Annotated in this window: 10 protein-coding genes; 4 read left to right on the top strand and 6 right to left on the bottom strand. The window is 68.7% G+C overall.

What is annotated here, in order from left to right; genetic code table 11:
- Positions 1–6: 6 nt before the first annotated feature.
- Together BMZ02_RS13605 and BMZ02_RS13600 are read right to left on the bottom strand one after the other, a co-directional pair.
- The gene (locus tag BMZ02_RS13605; protein ID WP_091644876.1) at positions 7–1,092 is read right to left on the bottom strand and encodes an alpha/beta fold hydrolase; all 1,086 of its coding nucleotides are present in this window, start codon (positions 1,090–1,092) and stop codon (positions 7–9) included.
- Positions 1,093–1,746, bottom strand: coding sequence for a hypothetical protein (locus tag BMZ02_RS13600; protein WP_091644874.1), 654 nt, complete (start codon positions 1,744–1,746; stop codon positions 1,093–1,095).
- A gap of 156 nt (positions 1,747–1,902) precedes the next feature.
- On the opposite strand from BMZ02_RS13600, the gene BMZ02_RS13595 reads away from it, so the two are divergent.
- From BMZ02_RS13595 to BMZ02_RS13580, 4 genes are all read left to right on the top strand, one after another.
- On the top strand, positions 1,903–6,753 hold the full coding sequence (locus tag BMZ02_RS13595; protein ID WP_091644873.1) for an NAD-glutamate dehydrogenase: 4,851 nt from the start codon (positions 1,903–1,905) through the stop codon (positions 6,751–6,753).
- The gene (locus BMZ02_RS13590; RefSeq protein WP_091644871.1) at positions 6,750–7,538 is read left to right on the top strand and encodes an alpha/beta fold hydrolase; all 789 of its coding nucleotides are present in this window, start codon (positions 6,750–6,752) and stop codon (positions 7,536–7,538) included. The genes BMZ02_RS13595 and BMZ02_RS13590 overlap by 4 nt, the downstream gene beginning before the upstream one ends.
- 109 nt (positions 7,539–7,647) lie before the next feature.
- Complete coding sequence (locus BMZ02_RS13585) at positions 7,648–9,957, top strand: NADP-dependent malic enzyme (RefSeq protein WP_091644869.1); 2,310 nt, start codon at positions 7,648–7,650, stop codon at positions 9,955–9,957.
- A gap of 49 nt (positions 9,958–10,006) precedes the next feature.
- The gene (locus BMZ02_RS13580; RefSeq protein ID WP_091644868.1) at positions 10,007–10,987 is read left to right on the top strand and encodes a quinone oxidoreductase family protein; all 981 of its coding nucleotides are present in this window, start codon (positions 10,007–10,009) and stop codon (positions 10,985–10,987) included.
- Positions 10,988–11,029: 42 nt separating this feature from the next.
- Here the strand turns inward: BMZ02_RS13580 and BMZ02_RS13575 are convergent, their stop codons facing one another.
- From BMZ02_RS13575 to hemC, 4 genes are read right to left on the bottom strand one after another with little or no spacing between them, the layout of a single operon-like run.
- On the bottom strand, positions 11,030–12,271 hold the full coding sequence (locus BMZ02_RS13575) for a heme biosynthesis HemY N-terminal domain-containing protein (protein WP_091644866.1): 1,242 nt from the start codon (positions 12,269–12,271) through the stop codon (positions 11,030–11,032).
- Positions 12,268–13,503 (bottom strand): uroporphyrinogen-III C-methyltransferase, encoded by a 1,236-nt coding sequence (locus tag BMZ02_RS13570; protein ID WP_091644864.1) that lies wholly within the window; start codon positions 13,501–13,503, stop codon positions 12,268–12,270. The genes BMZ02_RS13575 and BMZ02_RS13570 overlap by 4 nt, the downstream gene beginning before the upstream one ends.
- Positions 13,500–14,306, bottom strand: coding sequence for a uroporphyrinogen-III synthase (locus BMZ02_RS13565; RefSeq protein ID WP_091644863.1), 807 nt, complete (start codon positions 14,304–14,306; stop codon positions 13,500–13,502). The genes BMZ02_RS13570 and BMZ02_RS13565 overlap by 4 nt, the downstream gene beginning before the upstream one ends.
- A complete protein-coding gene (gene hemC / locus BMZ02_RS13560) occupies positions 14,303–15,250 on the bottom strand; it encodes a hydroxymethylbilane synthase (RefSeq protein WP_091644861.1) in 948 nt (315 codons plus the stop codon). Before hemC ends, BMZ02_RS13565 begins: the two co-directional genes overlap by 4 nt.
- Positions 15,251–15,289 lie beyond the last annotated feature (39 nt).

Genomic DNA, 15,289 nt, shown 5'->3' with positions numbered 1-15,289 from the left:
CGCCGGCTACCGCTGGCCGCTGGGCGCCTTCTTGCGGGCCGTTGCCTTCTTGCCGCTGGTCGACGCTTTCGTCCCGCCCGAAGCCGCCTTGGTGCTGGCCTGCCCCTTGCCCGCCGCCGGCTTCTTCTTGCTGCCCGGCCCGTTCTCGCGCCGCGGTGCACGCGCTGGCCGCTGCGACTCCGGCACCGGAATCGCGCGCAGGTGGTCCTGTTCGCAGCGGGTCAGCGGCACCTGGGCATCGGGATGCTCGTCGGCGATCCAGACGCTCTGGTCGCCGACCCATTCGCCCGCTTCGACCGACTTGACGAAATCGCCGATCAGCCGGCTGGTCAGCTCCGGAATCTCCAGGGTGAAGGCGTGGCACACCCGCGGCACGAGGATGAGCCGCGAGGAGCGGATATGACGGCGCATGATGTCGTGCAGATGACGCGGGGTCAGGTAGTCGAACTCGCCGTTCATGATCAGCGTCGGGCAGTCGATGTCGGCCAGCTCCGGCGTCAGCGAGTGGAAGTCCGACAGCGACTCCATGAGATTCTGGATGCCGTAGAGCTCGTTGGTCGATGCCCCCACGCGCTTGATCAGGTGCACCAGATCCCGGTTCGCGGCGATGTACTGGTTGCTGAAGTTCAGCGGCATCAGCAGGTCCAGGTAGAACTCGAAACCCACCCGTGCCAGCCCCTGGTAGAGGTTGACCGCGTGGCCTTCCAGCTGCGGGTCCAGCTCCGAGAAGGTGCTCACCGGCAGCAGCCCGCCAATGCGCTGCGGGTAGCGGATGGCGTATTTCAGTGCCACCACGCCGCCGAAGGAGATGCCGAACACGTAGGGCCGCTCGATGCCCAGGTGAGCGTGGAGCGCCGCCAGCATGGTGGCGTGGTCGTCGAAGTCCGCCCCCAGCACCGGCTTGGACGAGGCCCCCTGGCCCACCATGTCGTAGGTGAGCACGCGACAGCCGCGGGCGGGCAGCAGCTCGAAGTAGGGCGCCCAGTGGTTGGTGCGCATGGACAGGCCGTTGACGATGGTGACCACCGGGTCGCCCTCGCGCCCGTGCAGCTCGTAGTAGAGGGACTGACCGTCGTGCTCGAAGCTCGGCATTCAGCCGTCCTCCTCTTCCAGGCCATGGCCGGGGGGGTGGCCGAGCGTTGCCAGCAGCTGGGCGAAACACGCCTCGACGCGCTCCCTCTGGGTCTCCACCAGACGCTCGCGCTCCTGCCTCGACAGGCCGGCATCCAGATCCTTGAGCATGCGGATCTGGGTCTGGATCTGGCGGCCGTTCTCGTCCTCGATGGCCTTGAGAGCGCTCAGGAACGGATCGGCTTCCACATCCACGGAGGGCGGCACCAGCGGCATGAACCGCAGCACCGACATGAACGCGTGACTGAGCGCCAGATAGCTGTAGAAACGCTCGTCCACCTCGAAGAAGCCGGGCAGGTAACGGGCCGCTTCCGTGCGTGTCCACAGGTCCATGCTCAGGGTCGCCGCCTCCATGTAGATCAGCGACTGGGACGACCACTGAGTGGCGCGGCCCAGCAACGTGCTGAGCTCCAGCTCCCGGTAGTACTGACCGTGGAGGAACCGGTACGGCAGCCAGTCCACCGGCTGCCACTCGAGTTTGGCCAGCACCGCGACGTTGATCCCCTTGACAGCCTGCAGATACAGCGCGATACGCGTCTGATCCTCCGCATCGGGCGTGCCGTTACGGAAGTGACGCTTGACCCGGCGCTGCTGCTCCTCGAAGGACGGACTCATCGATAACTCCCCTTGCCCTGTGGCCGACGCCCGCAGGCAGTCTAACGGATACCGCCGCCGCAGGGCATACGACGTGGGGCTAGCACGGGTGCACTCCGGCGGTGCAGCTCGTATGCTGGAGGAAAGCCGGAGACCAACAAGAAGGGGCCGCAACCCATGCGAACCGGACCGCAAGCGCGCAAACGGGAACTGCTGGACGCAGTGGAGCAACGAATCGACGAACGCTGGCCCAGGGAGGAACGCGACACGATCAAGGGGCTGGTCCGCGACTACTACCACCGCGTCGCGGCGGAGGACCTGGTGCAGCGGGAGCCGGCGGACCTCTACGGAACGGTGCTCTCCCACTGGCACCTCGCCCGGCGGCGGCGCCCGGGACAGGCCCGCATCCACGTCTACAACCCGGAGACGGAGCAGCACGGCTGGGAATCAAGCCACACGATCGTGCAGATCATCTGCGACGACCAGCCCTTTCTGGTGGACTCCGTCGCCATGGCCCTCAACCGCCACAACCTCACCGTTCACCTGATCATCCACCCGATCATCGTCACCCGGCGCAACGACCAGGGCGAAGTGGAGCAGGTGAACCCGGACACCGCCGATGCGGGCGTGCGCGAAGCGTGGATGCACTTCGAGGTGGACCGCCAGAGCAGCCGCGACATCATGGACGCCGTGCACGATGACGTGCAGCGGGTACTCGACGACGTGGACCAGGTGGTGGCGGACTGGAAAACCATGCGCGAGCGGATGGCGGAAGCGCGCGCCGGGCTTGCCGAGACGGCGCCCACCGGACCGGACCGCGACGAGAGCCTGGCCTTTCTCGACTGGCTGGCGGAGGACCATTTCACCTTCCTCGGCTACCGCTGTTACGACCTTGAGCGCCAGGGCCGCAAGGACGCGCTGACGCCGATCAAGGGCTCCGGGCTCGGGATTCTCCGGCGGATGTCCGGCAAGGGATCGTCCGAGAGCTTCAACGCGCTGCCGACCGCGGTCAAGGCGCTGGCCCGCGACCCGGAGACCCTGATCCTGACCAAGTCCAACCACCGGGCCACCGTGCACCGGCCGGGCTACATGGACTACGTGGGCGTGAAGCGGATGGACGCCGACGGCAAGGTCATCGGCGAACACCGCTTCCTGGGGCTGTATACGTCGGCGGCCTACAACCGCAACCCGCGCGACATCCCGCTGCTGCGGCGCAAGATCCAGACGGTCATGGAGCGCGCCGATCTGCCCTATCCCGGCCACGCCAGCAAGGCGCTGATCAACATCCTGGAGACCTATCCGCGGGACGAGCTCTTCCAGATCCACCCGGACACCCTGCACGACATCGCCATGGGCATCCTGCAGCTGCAGGACCGCCAGCAGGTGCGGCTGTTCGTGCGCCACGACACCTACCGCCGGTTCGTCTCCTGCCTGGTATTCGCACCACGGGACCGTTACAACACCGACGTGCGCCAGCGCATGCAGAGCCTGCTGGAGTCGGCGTTCCAGTCCGAGCACTCGGAGTTCACGGTCAACCTGTCGGAATCCATGCTGGCGCGCATTCACTTCATCCTGCATGTCAGCCCCGGCGCCGATCTCGAACAGGATCACCAGGAGCTGGAGCGTCGCCTGGCCACCACCGTGCGCGCGTGGACCGATGACCTGCACGAGGCGCTGCGCGATTACTACGGCGAAGCGCGCGGCAACAGCCTGTACCAGCGTTACGGCCACGCCTTCGGCGCCGCCTACCGGGAGGACACCTCGGCCCGCGCCGCCGCCCACGACATCGAGCGGCTGGAGCAGCTGGACGCCGGGACCAACCTGAACATCGTGCTCTACCGGCCCCTGGAAGCACCAGAGGACCGGCTGCGGCTACGGCTGTACCATCGCGGCGACAGCGTCACCCTGTCCGACGCCATGCCCATCCTCGAGAACATGGGCGTGCAGGTGCTCGACGAGCGCCCCTACACCGTTCACGCCACAGGTGATGATCACTCCGCCTGGATTCACGATTTCGGCCTGCGCTACCCCGGCGGCGACCTGGACGTGGAGCAGGTGCGCGAGTACTTCGAGCAGGCGTTCGGCGCCGTGTGGCACCGCCATGCCGACGACGACGGCTTCAACCACCTGGTCCTTGCCGCCCGGCTCGCCTGGGACGAGATCGTGGTGCTGCGCGCCTACAGCCGTTACCTCCGCCAGGCGGGCACTGCCTACAGCCAGGCCTACATGGAAGAGACCCTCGCCAACAACCCGCGCATCACGCGGCTGCTCATCCGGCTGTTCCACAACCGCTTCGACCCGGAGCGGGTGGACGCCAAGCGCGCCGGCCGACTGGCGGAACAGATCGAGCGGGCCCTGCACGACGTGCCCAGCCTGGACGAGGACCGCATGCTGCGCCGGCTGCTCGCCGCGATCCAGGCCACCGTCCGTACCAACGCCTATCAACGCGACCGCGACGGACGGCGCCACGCCTACCTCAGCCTCAAGCTGATTCCGGAGCGCATTCCGGAGATGCCGAAGCCGTGGCCCGCCTTCGAGATCTACGTCTACTCGCCGCGCACCGAGGGCGTACACCTGCGCGGCGGCAAGGTGGCCCGGGGCGGGCTGCGCTGGTCGGAGCGCAAGGAGGACTACCGTACCGAGGTGCTCGGCCTGATGAAGGCGCAGATGGTGAAAAACGCCGTCATCGTGCCCGTGGGTGCCAAGGGCGGGTTCGTGGCCAAGCAGCTGCCGGAGGAGCGCGACGCCCAGCCGGCGGAGGTGCAGGCCTGTTACCGCTTGTTCATCCGCGGCCTGCTGGACGTCACCGACAACTACGTGGGCGATACCGTGGAACCACCGCCGCGGGTCGTGCGTCACGACGAGGACGACCCCTACCTGGTGGTCGCCGCCGACAAGGGCACGGCCACCTTCTCCGACATTGCCAACGGCCTGGCGGAGGAGTACGGGTTCTGGCTACGGGACGCCTTTGCCTCCGGCGGCTCCAACGGCTACGACCACAAGAAGATGGGGATCACGGCGCGCGGCGCGTGGGTGGCGGTCATGCGCCATTTTCGCGAGCTGGGGCATGACATCCAGCGCGAGCCGTTCACGGTGGCCGGCGTGGGCGACATGTCCGGCGACGTCTTCGGCAATGGCATGCTGCTGTCGGAACAGATCCGCCTGGTGGCGGCCTTTGACCACCGCCATATCTTCATCGATCCGGACCCGGATCCGGCCACCGGCTACGCCGAGCGCAAACGCCTGTTCGACAAGGCCCGCTCGAGCTGGGACGACTACAACCGCAAACTCCTCTCCCGCGGTGGCGGCATCTATCCGCGCAGCGCCAAGTCCATCGAGCTAAGCCCCGAGGCCCGTGCCGCGCTCGGTATCGACGACCAGCAGATGGCGCCCAACCAGCTCATGCAGGCCATTCTCAAGGCCCCGGTGGACCTGTTCTGGAACGGCGGCATCGGGACCTACATCAAGTCCGTGGAAGAAACCCACCTGGACGTGGGCGACCGCGCCAACGACCCGGTGCGGGTGGATGCGGCACAGCTGCGGTGCAAGGTCGTCGGCGAGGGCGGCAACCTCGGCGTCACCCAGCTCGGTCGCATCGAATTCGCCCGCCACGGCGGCCGCATCAATACCGACGCCATCGACAACGCCGGCGGCGTCAGCTGTTCGGACCACGAGGTCAACATCAAGATCCTGCTCAACGAGGAGATGGAGCGCGGCGACCTCACCGAGAAACAGCGCAAGCGCCTGCTGGCGGACATGTCCGACGAGGTGGCACAGCTGGTGCTGGAAGACAACTACCGCCAGACCGAAGCCCTGAGCACCATGGAGTACCGGGCGCCGGAGCTGCTCGGCGAACATGCGCGCCAGATCCGCGCCCTGGAGCAGGCGGGCGAGCTGGACCGCCAGCTGGAAGGCCTGCCGGACGACATGGCCATCGAGGAGCGGGCGCAGGCGGGCAGCGGCCTGGTGCGCCCGGAGCTTGCGGTGCTGCTCGCCCACGCCAAGCTGGCCGGTTTCCGCGCCCTGGTGGACAGCGATCTGGTGGACGACGCCGGGCTGCAGGACGTCCTGGTCCGCTATTTCCCGTCGCCCCTGCAGGACAAGCACCGCAACCACATGCCCGACCACCGCCTGCGCCGGGAGATCATCGCCACCCAGGTCACCAACGACATGCTCAATCGCATGGGTGCCGGGTTTCTCTTCCGCATGGCGGACAAGACCGGCGTGCCGGCCGGCGACGTCGCCCGGGCGTATTTCGCCGCCCGCCGCATCTTCGGCCTGGAACAGCTCTGGGATGCCCTGGATACCCAGGACAACCGCATCTCCGCCGACCTGCAGCAGCAGCTTCGCCTGGACATCCTGGTACTGGCCGAGCGCACCGCACTGTGGCTGCTGCGCCACCTGCCCGGCAGCCTCGCCGATGCGCGCACCAGCGATCACCTGGCCGGTATCGTTGCCGGCCTGGCCGCGGAGCTGGACGCGCTGTTGCCGGGCCCCGACCAGGACAGCCAGGCACAGCAGGCCGGCGAACTCGTCGCCCGGGGGCTGCCTGAAGCCCTGGCCCGGGACATCGCCCAGCTCGGCCCCCTGGGCGCGGCGATGGACATCTCCCTGATCGCCGAGGATACGGGCTGCACCCCTGGCCGTGCCGCCGCCGTCTACTACCAGCTCGCCCACAGCCTGGGCCTGCGCTGGCTGGAGGAGGCCGTGCGCGGCCTGAACACGGCCACCCAGTGGGAAGAGCGATGCCGGCTGGGCCTGGAAGACGACTTCGCGCTCTACCTGCGACTGCTGACCACCAGCGTCCTGCAAGCCGACGACGCCGCCCGCACGCCCGCAGAACAGGTGCAGGAGTGGCAGGCCACCATGGCCGGGCCAACCCTGCGCCTGGCGCAGACCCTGGACGACATCCACGGCATCGGACAACCGGACCTGTCCATGCTGACCGTGGCGGTCCAGGACCTCAAGAACGTCGCCGTGCTGTCGACACGGCGGCAGGGACAACACCAGGACACAGAGACCTCATGAGTGAAACGTTGCTGCATACCCGGATTCAGGGCGAGGGCCATGCCGTGGTCATTCTCCACGGCCTGTTCGGCTCCGGGTCGAACTGGAATCGCATCGCACGGGATCTCGCCACGGACCACCAGGTGGTGGTCATGGACCTCCCCAATCACGGGCAATCGCCCCACGTGGAGACCATGGCCTACCCGGACATGGCTGCCGCCGTCGCCAACACACTGGACCACTACGGCATTCCGCCGGGTACCATCATCGGCCACAGCATGGGCGGCAAGGTCGCCATGGCGCTGGCACTGACCGACCCCGCGTACGTGCGACGCCTGCTCATCGGCGACATCGCCCCCATCCGCTACGGGGATCACGGACACGGGCGGCTGCTGCGGGCGCTACAGCGCATGGACCCGCAGCGCCTCGGCTCCAGGGCCGCTGCCAGTGAGGCACTGGCGGAAGACATCCCGGAAGCGGGGTTGCGGCAGTTCCTGCTCACCAACCTGGAATCGCGGGACGGCGCCTTCGCCTGGCGGATCCCGCTGCAGGCGCTGGAGGCGAACCTGCCGACCATCGCGGACTTCCCGGACATGGACGGGCACTACGACGGGCCGACACTGTTCCTGCACGGCGCCAACTCCGACTACGTGCCGGAGTCCGCCCACGACGCCATCCACGCGCTGTTTCCCGCTGCCGCCATCGAGCCGCTGCCGGACGCCGGACACTGGCTGCACGCCGAACAGCCCCAGGCATTCCTGGAGCGCACCCGGCGCTTCCTCGAGGCGGGGCGAAACGCGGCATGACGCCGGGGTCAGGTGGAAGCGCCGTTGACGCGGGCGTTATGATGGAGCGCTTACAAACCGGGCCGGTTTCCGATGCCGGCACACCAACAAGAGACCGCGGAGAGAGGTAATGTCAGACGACCTGCGTGAGAATGCACTGGAATACCATCGCCACCCCACCCCCGGGAAACTGCAGGTCGTCCCGACCAAACCGCTTGCCAACCAGCGCGACCTGGCACTGGCCTACTCTCCCGGCGTCGCCGCCGCCTGCGAACTGATCGTTGAAGACGAGAAGGAGGCGGCCAGCGTCACCGCCCGCGGCAACCTGGTCGGCGTGGTCACCAACGGCACCGCCGTGCTGGGGCTGGGTAACATCGGCCCGCTGGCCTCCAAGCCGGTGATGGAAGGCAAGGGCGTGCTGTTCAAGAAGTTCTCCGGCATCGACGTGTTCGACGTGGAGGTGCAGGAGCGCGACCCGGACCGGTTCGTGGACATTGTCGCCAGCCTGGAGCCCACCTTCGGCGGCATCAACCTGGAAGACATCAAGGCGCCCGAGTGCTTCGAGATCGAGGAGAAGCTGAAGGAGCGCATGAACATCCCGGTGTTCCATGACGACCAGCACGGCACGGCCATCATCACCGCGGCCGCCGTGCGCAACGGGCTGCGCGTGGTGGAAAAGGACATCGCCGATGTCACCGTGGTGTGCTCCGGTGCCGGCGCCGCCGCCATGGCCTGCCTGGAGCTGCTGGTGGGGCTGGGCATGAAACGCGAGCACATCACCATGCTGGACTCCCGCGGCGTGATCCACACCGGCCGGGACAACCTGGATGCGCGCAAGGCGAGCTTCGCCCGGGATACCGACGACCGCACCCTGGACGACGCCATCGACGGCGCCGACATCTTCATCGGCCTCTCCGGCCCCGGCGTGCTCACCCGGGGCATGGTAGCGAAGATGGCGCGGGACCCGCTGGTGTTCGCCATGGCCAACCCCACCCCGGAGATCATCCCGGAGGAGGCCCAGGAGGAACGTCCCGACTGCATCATCGCCACCGGCCGCTCCGACTACCCGAACCAGGTCAACAACGTCCTGTGCTTCCCGTTCATCTTCCGCGGCGCCCTGGACGTGGGTGCGACCACCATCAACGACGAGATGAAGCTGGCCTGTGTCGAGGCCATCGCCAACCTCGCCATGGAGGAGTCGTCGGACGTGGTGGTGGCGGCCTACGGCGGCAAGCCGCTGCAGTTCGGGCGCGACTACCTGATCCCGAAACCGTTCGACCCGCGGCTGATCTCCCGGGTGGCGCCGGCCGTGGCAAAGGCCGCCATGGACTCGGGCGTGGCCGCACGGCCCATCGAGGACATGGCCGCCTACAAGCTGCGCCTCAACCAGTTCGTGTTCCAGTCCGGGCTGGTGATGAAGCCGCTGTTCGAGCGGGCCCGCCAGCACCCCCGCCGCGTGGTCTACGCCGAAGGCGAACAGGAGCGCGTGCTGCGCGCCGTGCAGGTGGTGGTGGATGACGGCCTGGCCAAGCCCATTCTCATCGGCCGCCGCAAGGTGGTGGAGATGCGCATCGAGCGCCTCGGCCTGCGCCTGAAGATGGACGAGGACTTCGAACTGGCCGACCCCGAGGACGATCCGCGCTACCGGGAGTACTGGACGCTCTACCACTCGATCATGGAGCGCAAGGGCGTCACGCCGGACCAGGCGCGCAACGTGGTGCGCACCCGCAACACGGTGATCGCCGCGCTGATGGTACGCCGGGAAGAGGCGGACGCCATGATCTGCGGCATCGACGGCCGCTATCACCGGCAGCTGGCGCACATCGAGTCCGTGCTCGGCCGGCGGCAGGGCGTGCGCAACCTCGCGGCCATGAGTGCGCTGATCCTGCCCAAGGGCACCTTTTTCCTGTGCGACACCTACGTCAACCAGGATCCAACACCGGCGCAGCTGGCGGAGATGACCATTCTCGCCGCGGACGAGGTGCGCCGCTTCGGCATGACGCCCAAGGTCGCGCTGCTGTCCCACTCCAGCTTCGGCTCCTCCGGCGCCGACTCGGCCCAGAAGATGCGCGACGCTCTGGAGCTCATCGAGGCGCGGGACCCGAACCTGGAGGTGGAGGGTGAGATGCACGGTGACGCGGCCATCTCCCAGGAGATCCGCCGGCGCATCTTCCCCAATGCGCGGATGCAGGGCACCGCGAACCTGCTGATCCTGCCGACCCTGGACGCATCGAACATCGCCTTCAACCTGCTCAAGGCCACCAGCGACGGCGTCTCGGTGGGGCCGATCCTGCTCGGCTCGGACAAGCCGGCGCACATTCTCACGCCGTCGGTGACCGTGCGCGGCATCATCAACATGACGGCGCTGGCGGCGGTGGAGGCAGCCATGATGAACCCGGCTGCCGACGACGAAGACGCCAACGAGGCGGCCGCCGACTGAACAGGTGCGGCGGCCATTGCAACGGTCCAGAACACAGCGAGGTGAATCCATGCCCCAGGCAATCGTGGTTCATGAGACAGGCGGCCCGGAGCAGATGCACTGGGAAACGGTGGACGTCGGCACCCCCGGGGCGGGCGAGGCGCTGGTGCGCCACACCGTGGTCGGCCTGAACTTCATCGACGTGTACTTCCGCACCGGGCTGTATCCGCCACCGCAGCTGCCCTTCACCCCCGGCATGGAGGCGGCGGGCGTGGTGGAGGCCGTGGGCGAAGGGGTGGACCATATTGCGCCGGGGGATCGCGTGGCCTATGCCGCCGGCCCGCCGGGCGCCTATACCGAGCAGCGGGTCATGGCGGCGGACCGGCTGGTGAAGGTGCCGGATAGCATCAGTGACGAGACCGCTGCCGCCATGATGCTCAAGGGCATGACGGCGTGGTACCTGCTGCGGCGCACCTACCCGGTGAAGGCCGGCGACACCATTCTGGTGCACGCGGCGGCGGGCGGTGTCGGCCTGATCGCATGCCAGTGGGCGAAGCACCTCGGCGCCACGGTGATCGGCACCGTGGGCAGCCCGGAGAAGGCGGAGCTGGCGCGCGCCCACGGCTGTGACCACCCGATCAACTACAACACCGAGGACTTCGTCGAGCGGGTCCGGGAGCTCACCGGCGGCAAGGGTGTGCCGGTGGTCTACGACTCGGTGGGCCAGTCCACCTTCCTGCCATCGCTGGACTGCCTCTCCCCGCGCGGCATCCTGGTGAGCTTCGGTCAGTCGTCCGGGCCGGTGGAGCCACTCAACGTGGGACAGCTCGCCGCCAAGGGGTCACTGTTCCTGACCCGCCCGACGCTGTTCCACTACGTGGCGGCGCGGGAGGATCTGGAGACGGCGGCGGGGGAGCTGTTCGAGCTGGTGGAGAAGGGCGTGGTCACCATCGAGGTGAACCACCGTTTCCCGCTCGCCCAGGCAGCCGACGCGCACCGCGCTCTGGAAGGCAGACAGACCACCGGCTCCACGGTGCTCACGCTGTCCTGAGCCACGGCACCGGGAGCGGGCGACGCCGCCCGCTCCCGCCGCTTACGACTCGGCCGTGGCCGGCTCCTGCCGCCGTACGCCTTCGAGTTCGGGCAGCGCGCGGAAGCCACCGGCATGCTCGGCGGCGCGCCGATAGGCCCGCCGCGCCGCGTCCCGCTCCCCCAGGTGCTCCAGCAGGTCGGCCAGGAGATAGAACGCCTCGGCGCTGGGCTGCCGGGAGACGGACGCTTCCAGGTAGGACCGCGCCCGCCCCCAGAGGCTGCTGCGAATGGCAAGCCGCCCCACGGCGAGCAGCAGAACCGGGTCTTCCGGGTGTTCCCGCAACCAGCCCTCGGCCACGTTGAATGCCCGCTCCGGGTCGTCCAGCTCCAGCCGGCCGTAGCGCTCGATGATGCGCAGGTCCCAGTCCTTGCGCAGCGCCAGGCGCAGCCGCTTCTCGAGCTGCTCGCTGCCCGGGGCCAGCTCCAGCATGCCGTCGACGTAGGCCAGCAGCACGTCGGGGTCTTCCTGCATCGCGCGCGGCAGCCGCTCCCAGGCGCGCTCCAGGGCCTCGCGGCCACGACGCCGGGCCTGCTCCAGCACGCCGGTGGCGGCGGTGAGGCCAAGGGCATGCAGCCGTTCGGAATCCATGTCCGCATGCCGGCGCAGCCGCGGCAGGAGATCCAGCAGCCGGTCCGCCTCGCCGAGCACCTCGCACGCTCGCGCCAGCATCTCCAGCACCCGCGGATTCCGGGGGTAGCGCTCCTGCAGCAGATTGAGCGTGGCGAACGCCGTCTCCCACTGTTCGTCTTCCAGGTAGAGCTGCGCCTGCAGCAGGCCGATGGCCAGCTGTGCATCGGGATCGGCCTTGTCGGCCATGGCCAGATAGCTGTCACGCCGGCCGTCGGCACCGGCCCGGTGTGCGGCCCAGGCCGCACTGAGATAATGCAGCACCGAGGTTTCGCTGCGATCCACGGCGCGGATCAGCAGGCGTTCGGCTTCCTGGTAGTCGCCTTCGGCCAGGCGTGCCAGCCCGCGGACCAGCTGGTCGCGGGACCGCCCGGCCCGGCGGTCGGCCAGCCAGCGACGCATGCCCTGCGGCATGGCACCGACACGCCGGACAATGCCGGCCACGAGCAGCAGCGCGACCACCATCACCGCCAGGACGCCAACGGCGAAGAAAAGGCTGGTCTCCATGGTGAGGTCGCCAGCGGAGATCAACACGTAGCCGGCCTGCTCGTGGAACCAGAGCGCGGTAACGGCGCTGGCGAACAGCACCAGCAGAAACAGGAACAGGCGTTTCATTCACCGCCCTCCATCATGTTGTTCCGACCAGGGAGACGGCGCTCCGGGAGCTTCTCCCCGAGATCCGGCATGTCGGCTTCCACGTCCGCGTCACGCAACCGGCTGACCGTCTCGCGGGCCTCACGCACGGCGTCGTCATCGTCGTCGAAGTGCCGGTCCAGCCACTCGCCCACATCTTCCAGGCTGTCCCGGTACGCATCGGCGTCGCCCTGAAGCAGCGCGGCGCGGGCGGACAGCAGCTGCAGGCGGAGGTTTTCCCGCAGATAATGGCTTTCTTCCGGGGCCATGAGGCGTGGCGGCGCATCATCCCGGCGCACCACCACCAGCGAGCCGATGGCGTCCCGGAACTGCTCCCAGGCCCGCAACCCGGCATTCCGCCAGCCGTCGAGGCTGTCCAGTTCGGCATCCCGCTGGCGGGGAACGTCCGCCGGCTCCACCTGGCGCTCCACGCGCTTGAGACTCCACTCATCCACGCCGTTGATGAGCGCGCGCAGGTCGGCAGCCATGGCTTCACGGTCGGGCAGACGCACGTCCAGCAGTGCATTGATGGCATCGGCCACCGCCTGACGCTGATCCACGGTGGCACCGCCCAGCTCTTCCAGCAGGCTGTCCGCCTCGCGCAGGGCGTCCAGCGCGCCGCTCACGTCACCGTGGAAGCGCGCCCGGTAGCGGGCGACGCCATACAGGTAACCCGCCTCCGAGAGAATCCACTCGTCGCGATGCGCGGCGGCAAGCTCCTCGATGCGGTCCATGCGTTCCTGGGCGCTGTCGTGCTGCTCCCGCACGGTGCGCATGGTCTCCTCCGCCCGCGCCAGACTCCGCACGTGGCTGCTGTGCTCCTCGGCCAGGTTGTCGACGCGACCGGTGAGGTTGCCTTCGAGGCTGTCGAGGCGCTCGCGCACCTCGGCCACTTCCATGCGCTCGGCGTAGTCGTCGCTGGCGCGCTCCAGCGCCTGGAAGCGCTCCCAGACCCACCAGCCGCCCATGCCGCCAAGGCCGGCAACAATCAGCGCGATCAGCAGGGCAACGGCCGCGAGCACCGCAGCGCGCCGGTCACCACCCCGGCCACCGTCACCGCCGCCGGGTTTCGGGGCTGCGGCCTGGCCACCACCACCGTCCGCATCGGTCTGGGGTTGGGTGGTCTCCTCCGGTGCGGCATCCGCCGTGGTGCTGCCGTTGGAATCCGTCACCGCCTCGTCCTGCTTACCGTGATGTGTCGACGCGTCGTTCATGAATTCGCCTGTCTCCCCTTGCCTGCCACCCAGCGTTCGACCGCCGCCGCCAGGGCGTCGGAATCCGGGCCATCTGCAGTCACGATACCATTGCAGAACCCGAGGCCCGAGGCCCGGGCTGCAACCCGCTCACTGATGACCACCAGTCCGGTGCCGAACAGCCTTGACCGGCGCGGTGCACCGGCGAGCCTGACCAGGTTCTCCAGGGCGTTGCCGCTGGTGACCACCGCAACATCCAGGGCACCTCGGGCCCACGCCTGATCCAGCACGGCCGGATCCACATCCGGCAGTCCGCGGCTGTAAGCGGCCAGCACGTCCACCGTCGCGCCCCGGCGTTCGAGGGTCTCCCGCAGCAGTTCGCGCCCACCGTCCCCTCGCACCAGCATAGCGTGCTGACCGCGCACGTGTCGGAGCGCGGGGTGGGCGAGCAGCGCCTCGCTGTCGTAACCATCCGCCGGCACCACCGTGGCGGTGACGTCCCTGGCCGCCAGGGCGCGCGCGGTGCCCCGCCCGACGGTGGCCACACGGACCCCGTCGGGCCAGGACAGCCGGCGTTCGTTCAGACGGCGAAACAGGGCATCCACCGCATTGGGGCTGACAAAGATCACCAGGTCGGCATCACCGAGGCGATCGAGCCCGCGGTCCAGGGCCCGGGGGTCCGGCGCCGCGCCGATGGCGATGACCGGAAAGCGCGTCACCACCGCCCCCCGGGCCGCCAGTGCGTCGCACAGGGGCTCCGCCTGATGCGCCGGCCGGGTCACGAGGACACCGACACCGGCGAGGGGCTGCTCGGCGGCAGTCACAGAGGCTGTTCCCCGGTTTCGGCGAACAGCCGCTGAAGGATCTCCCGCGCACCACGATCCAGGAGGTCATGACCGAGCCTGGAGCCGATGTCATCGGCGTCCTCCGCCGCACCGGTGACCTCGCCGCGAACCATCTCGCGGCCGTCCGGGGACCCCACCAGCCCGCGCAGGCGGAGACGATCGCCATCCAGCTCGGCATAGGCGCCGATAGGCACCTGGCAGCTGCCCTCCAGCTCCCTGTTCATGGCGCGCTCCGCGGCCACGCGGATATGGCTGTCCTCATGATCCAGCGGCCGGATGAGTTCTTCCACATCCGTGTCCCCCACCCGGCACTGAATCCCGAGCGCACCCTGTCCCACGGCGGGCAGGCTCTCCCCGGGCGGCAGGGTGCGGGTGATGCGCGCCTGCAGCTCCAGCCGCTGCAACCCGGAGGCGGCGAGGATGATGGCGTCGAACTGCCCCTCGTCGAGCTTGGCCAGCCGCGTGTTGACGCTGCCGCGCAGGGTCTCCACGTGCAAATCGGGCCGCACGGCCCGGATCTGGCTCTGCCGGCGCAGGCTGGCACTGCCGATGACGCCACCCTCCGGGACCTCCGCAAGGGTGGCGTAGTGAACCGACAGGAACGCGTCACGGGGGTCACCGCGCTCCGGGATGACGGGCAGGTGGAGGTCCGGCGTCATGAAAGCGGGCACGTCCTTCATGGAGTGCACGGCAATGTCCGCACGCCCGTCCAGCAGCCCCTCTTCCAGCTCCTTCAGGAACAGCCCCTTGCCGCCGATACGCGCCAGCGGCGCATCCAGGATGCGGTCTCCCCGGGTGCTCATTTTCACCAGCTCCACCTGCAGCCCCGGGTGCGCCGCACGCAGGCGGCCGGCCACGTGTTCGGCCTGCCAGACGGCAAGCGGTGATTTGCGGGTGGCGATTCGAAGGGTGTCGATGCGCATCAGGGCCTCTTGTCAGCAGGATGTCCGGGGCCGCATAGG

The organism is Aquisalimonas asiatica (genome assembly GCF_900110585.1).
GTDB classification, from domain to species: domain Bacteria; phylum Pseudomonadota; class Gammaproteobacteria; order Nitrococcales; family Aquisalimonadaceae; genus Aquisalimonas; species Aquisalimonas asiatica.
Note: the sequence above shows the minus strand (reverse complement) of the source record. Positions and strands in the feature narration are given on the sequence as shown.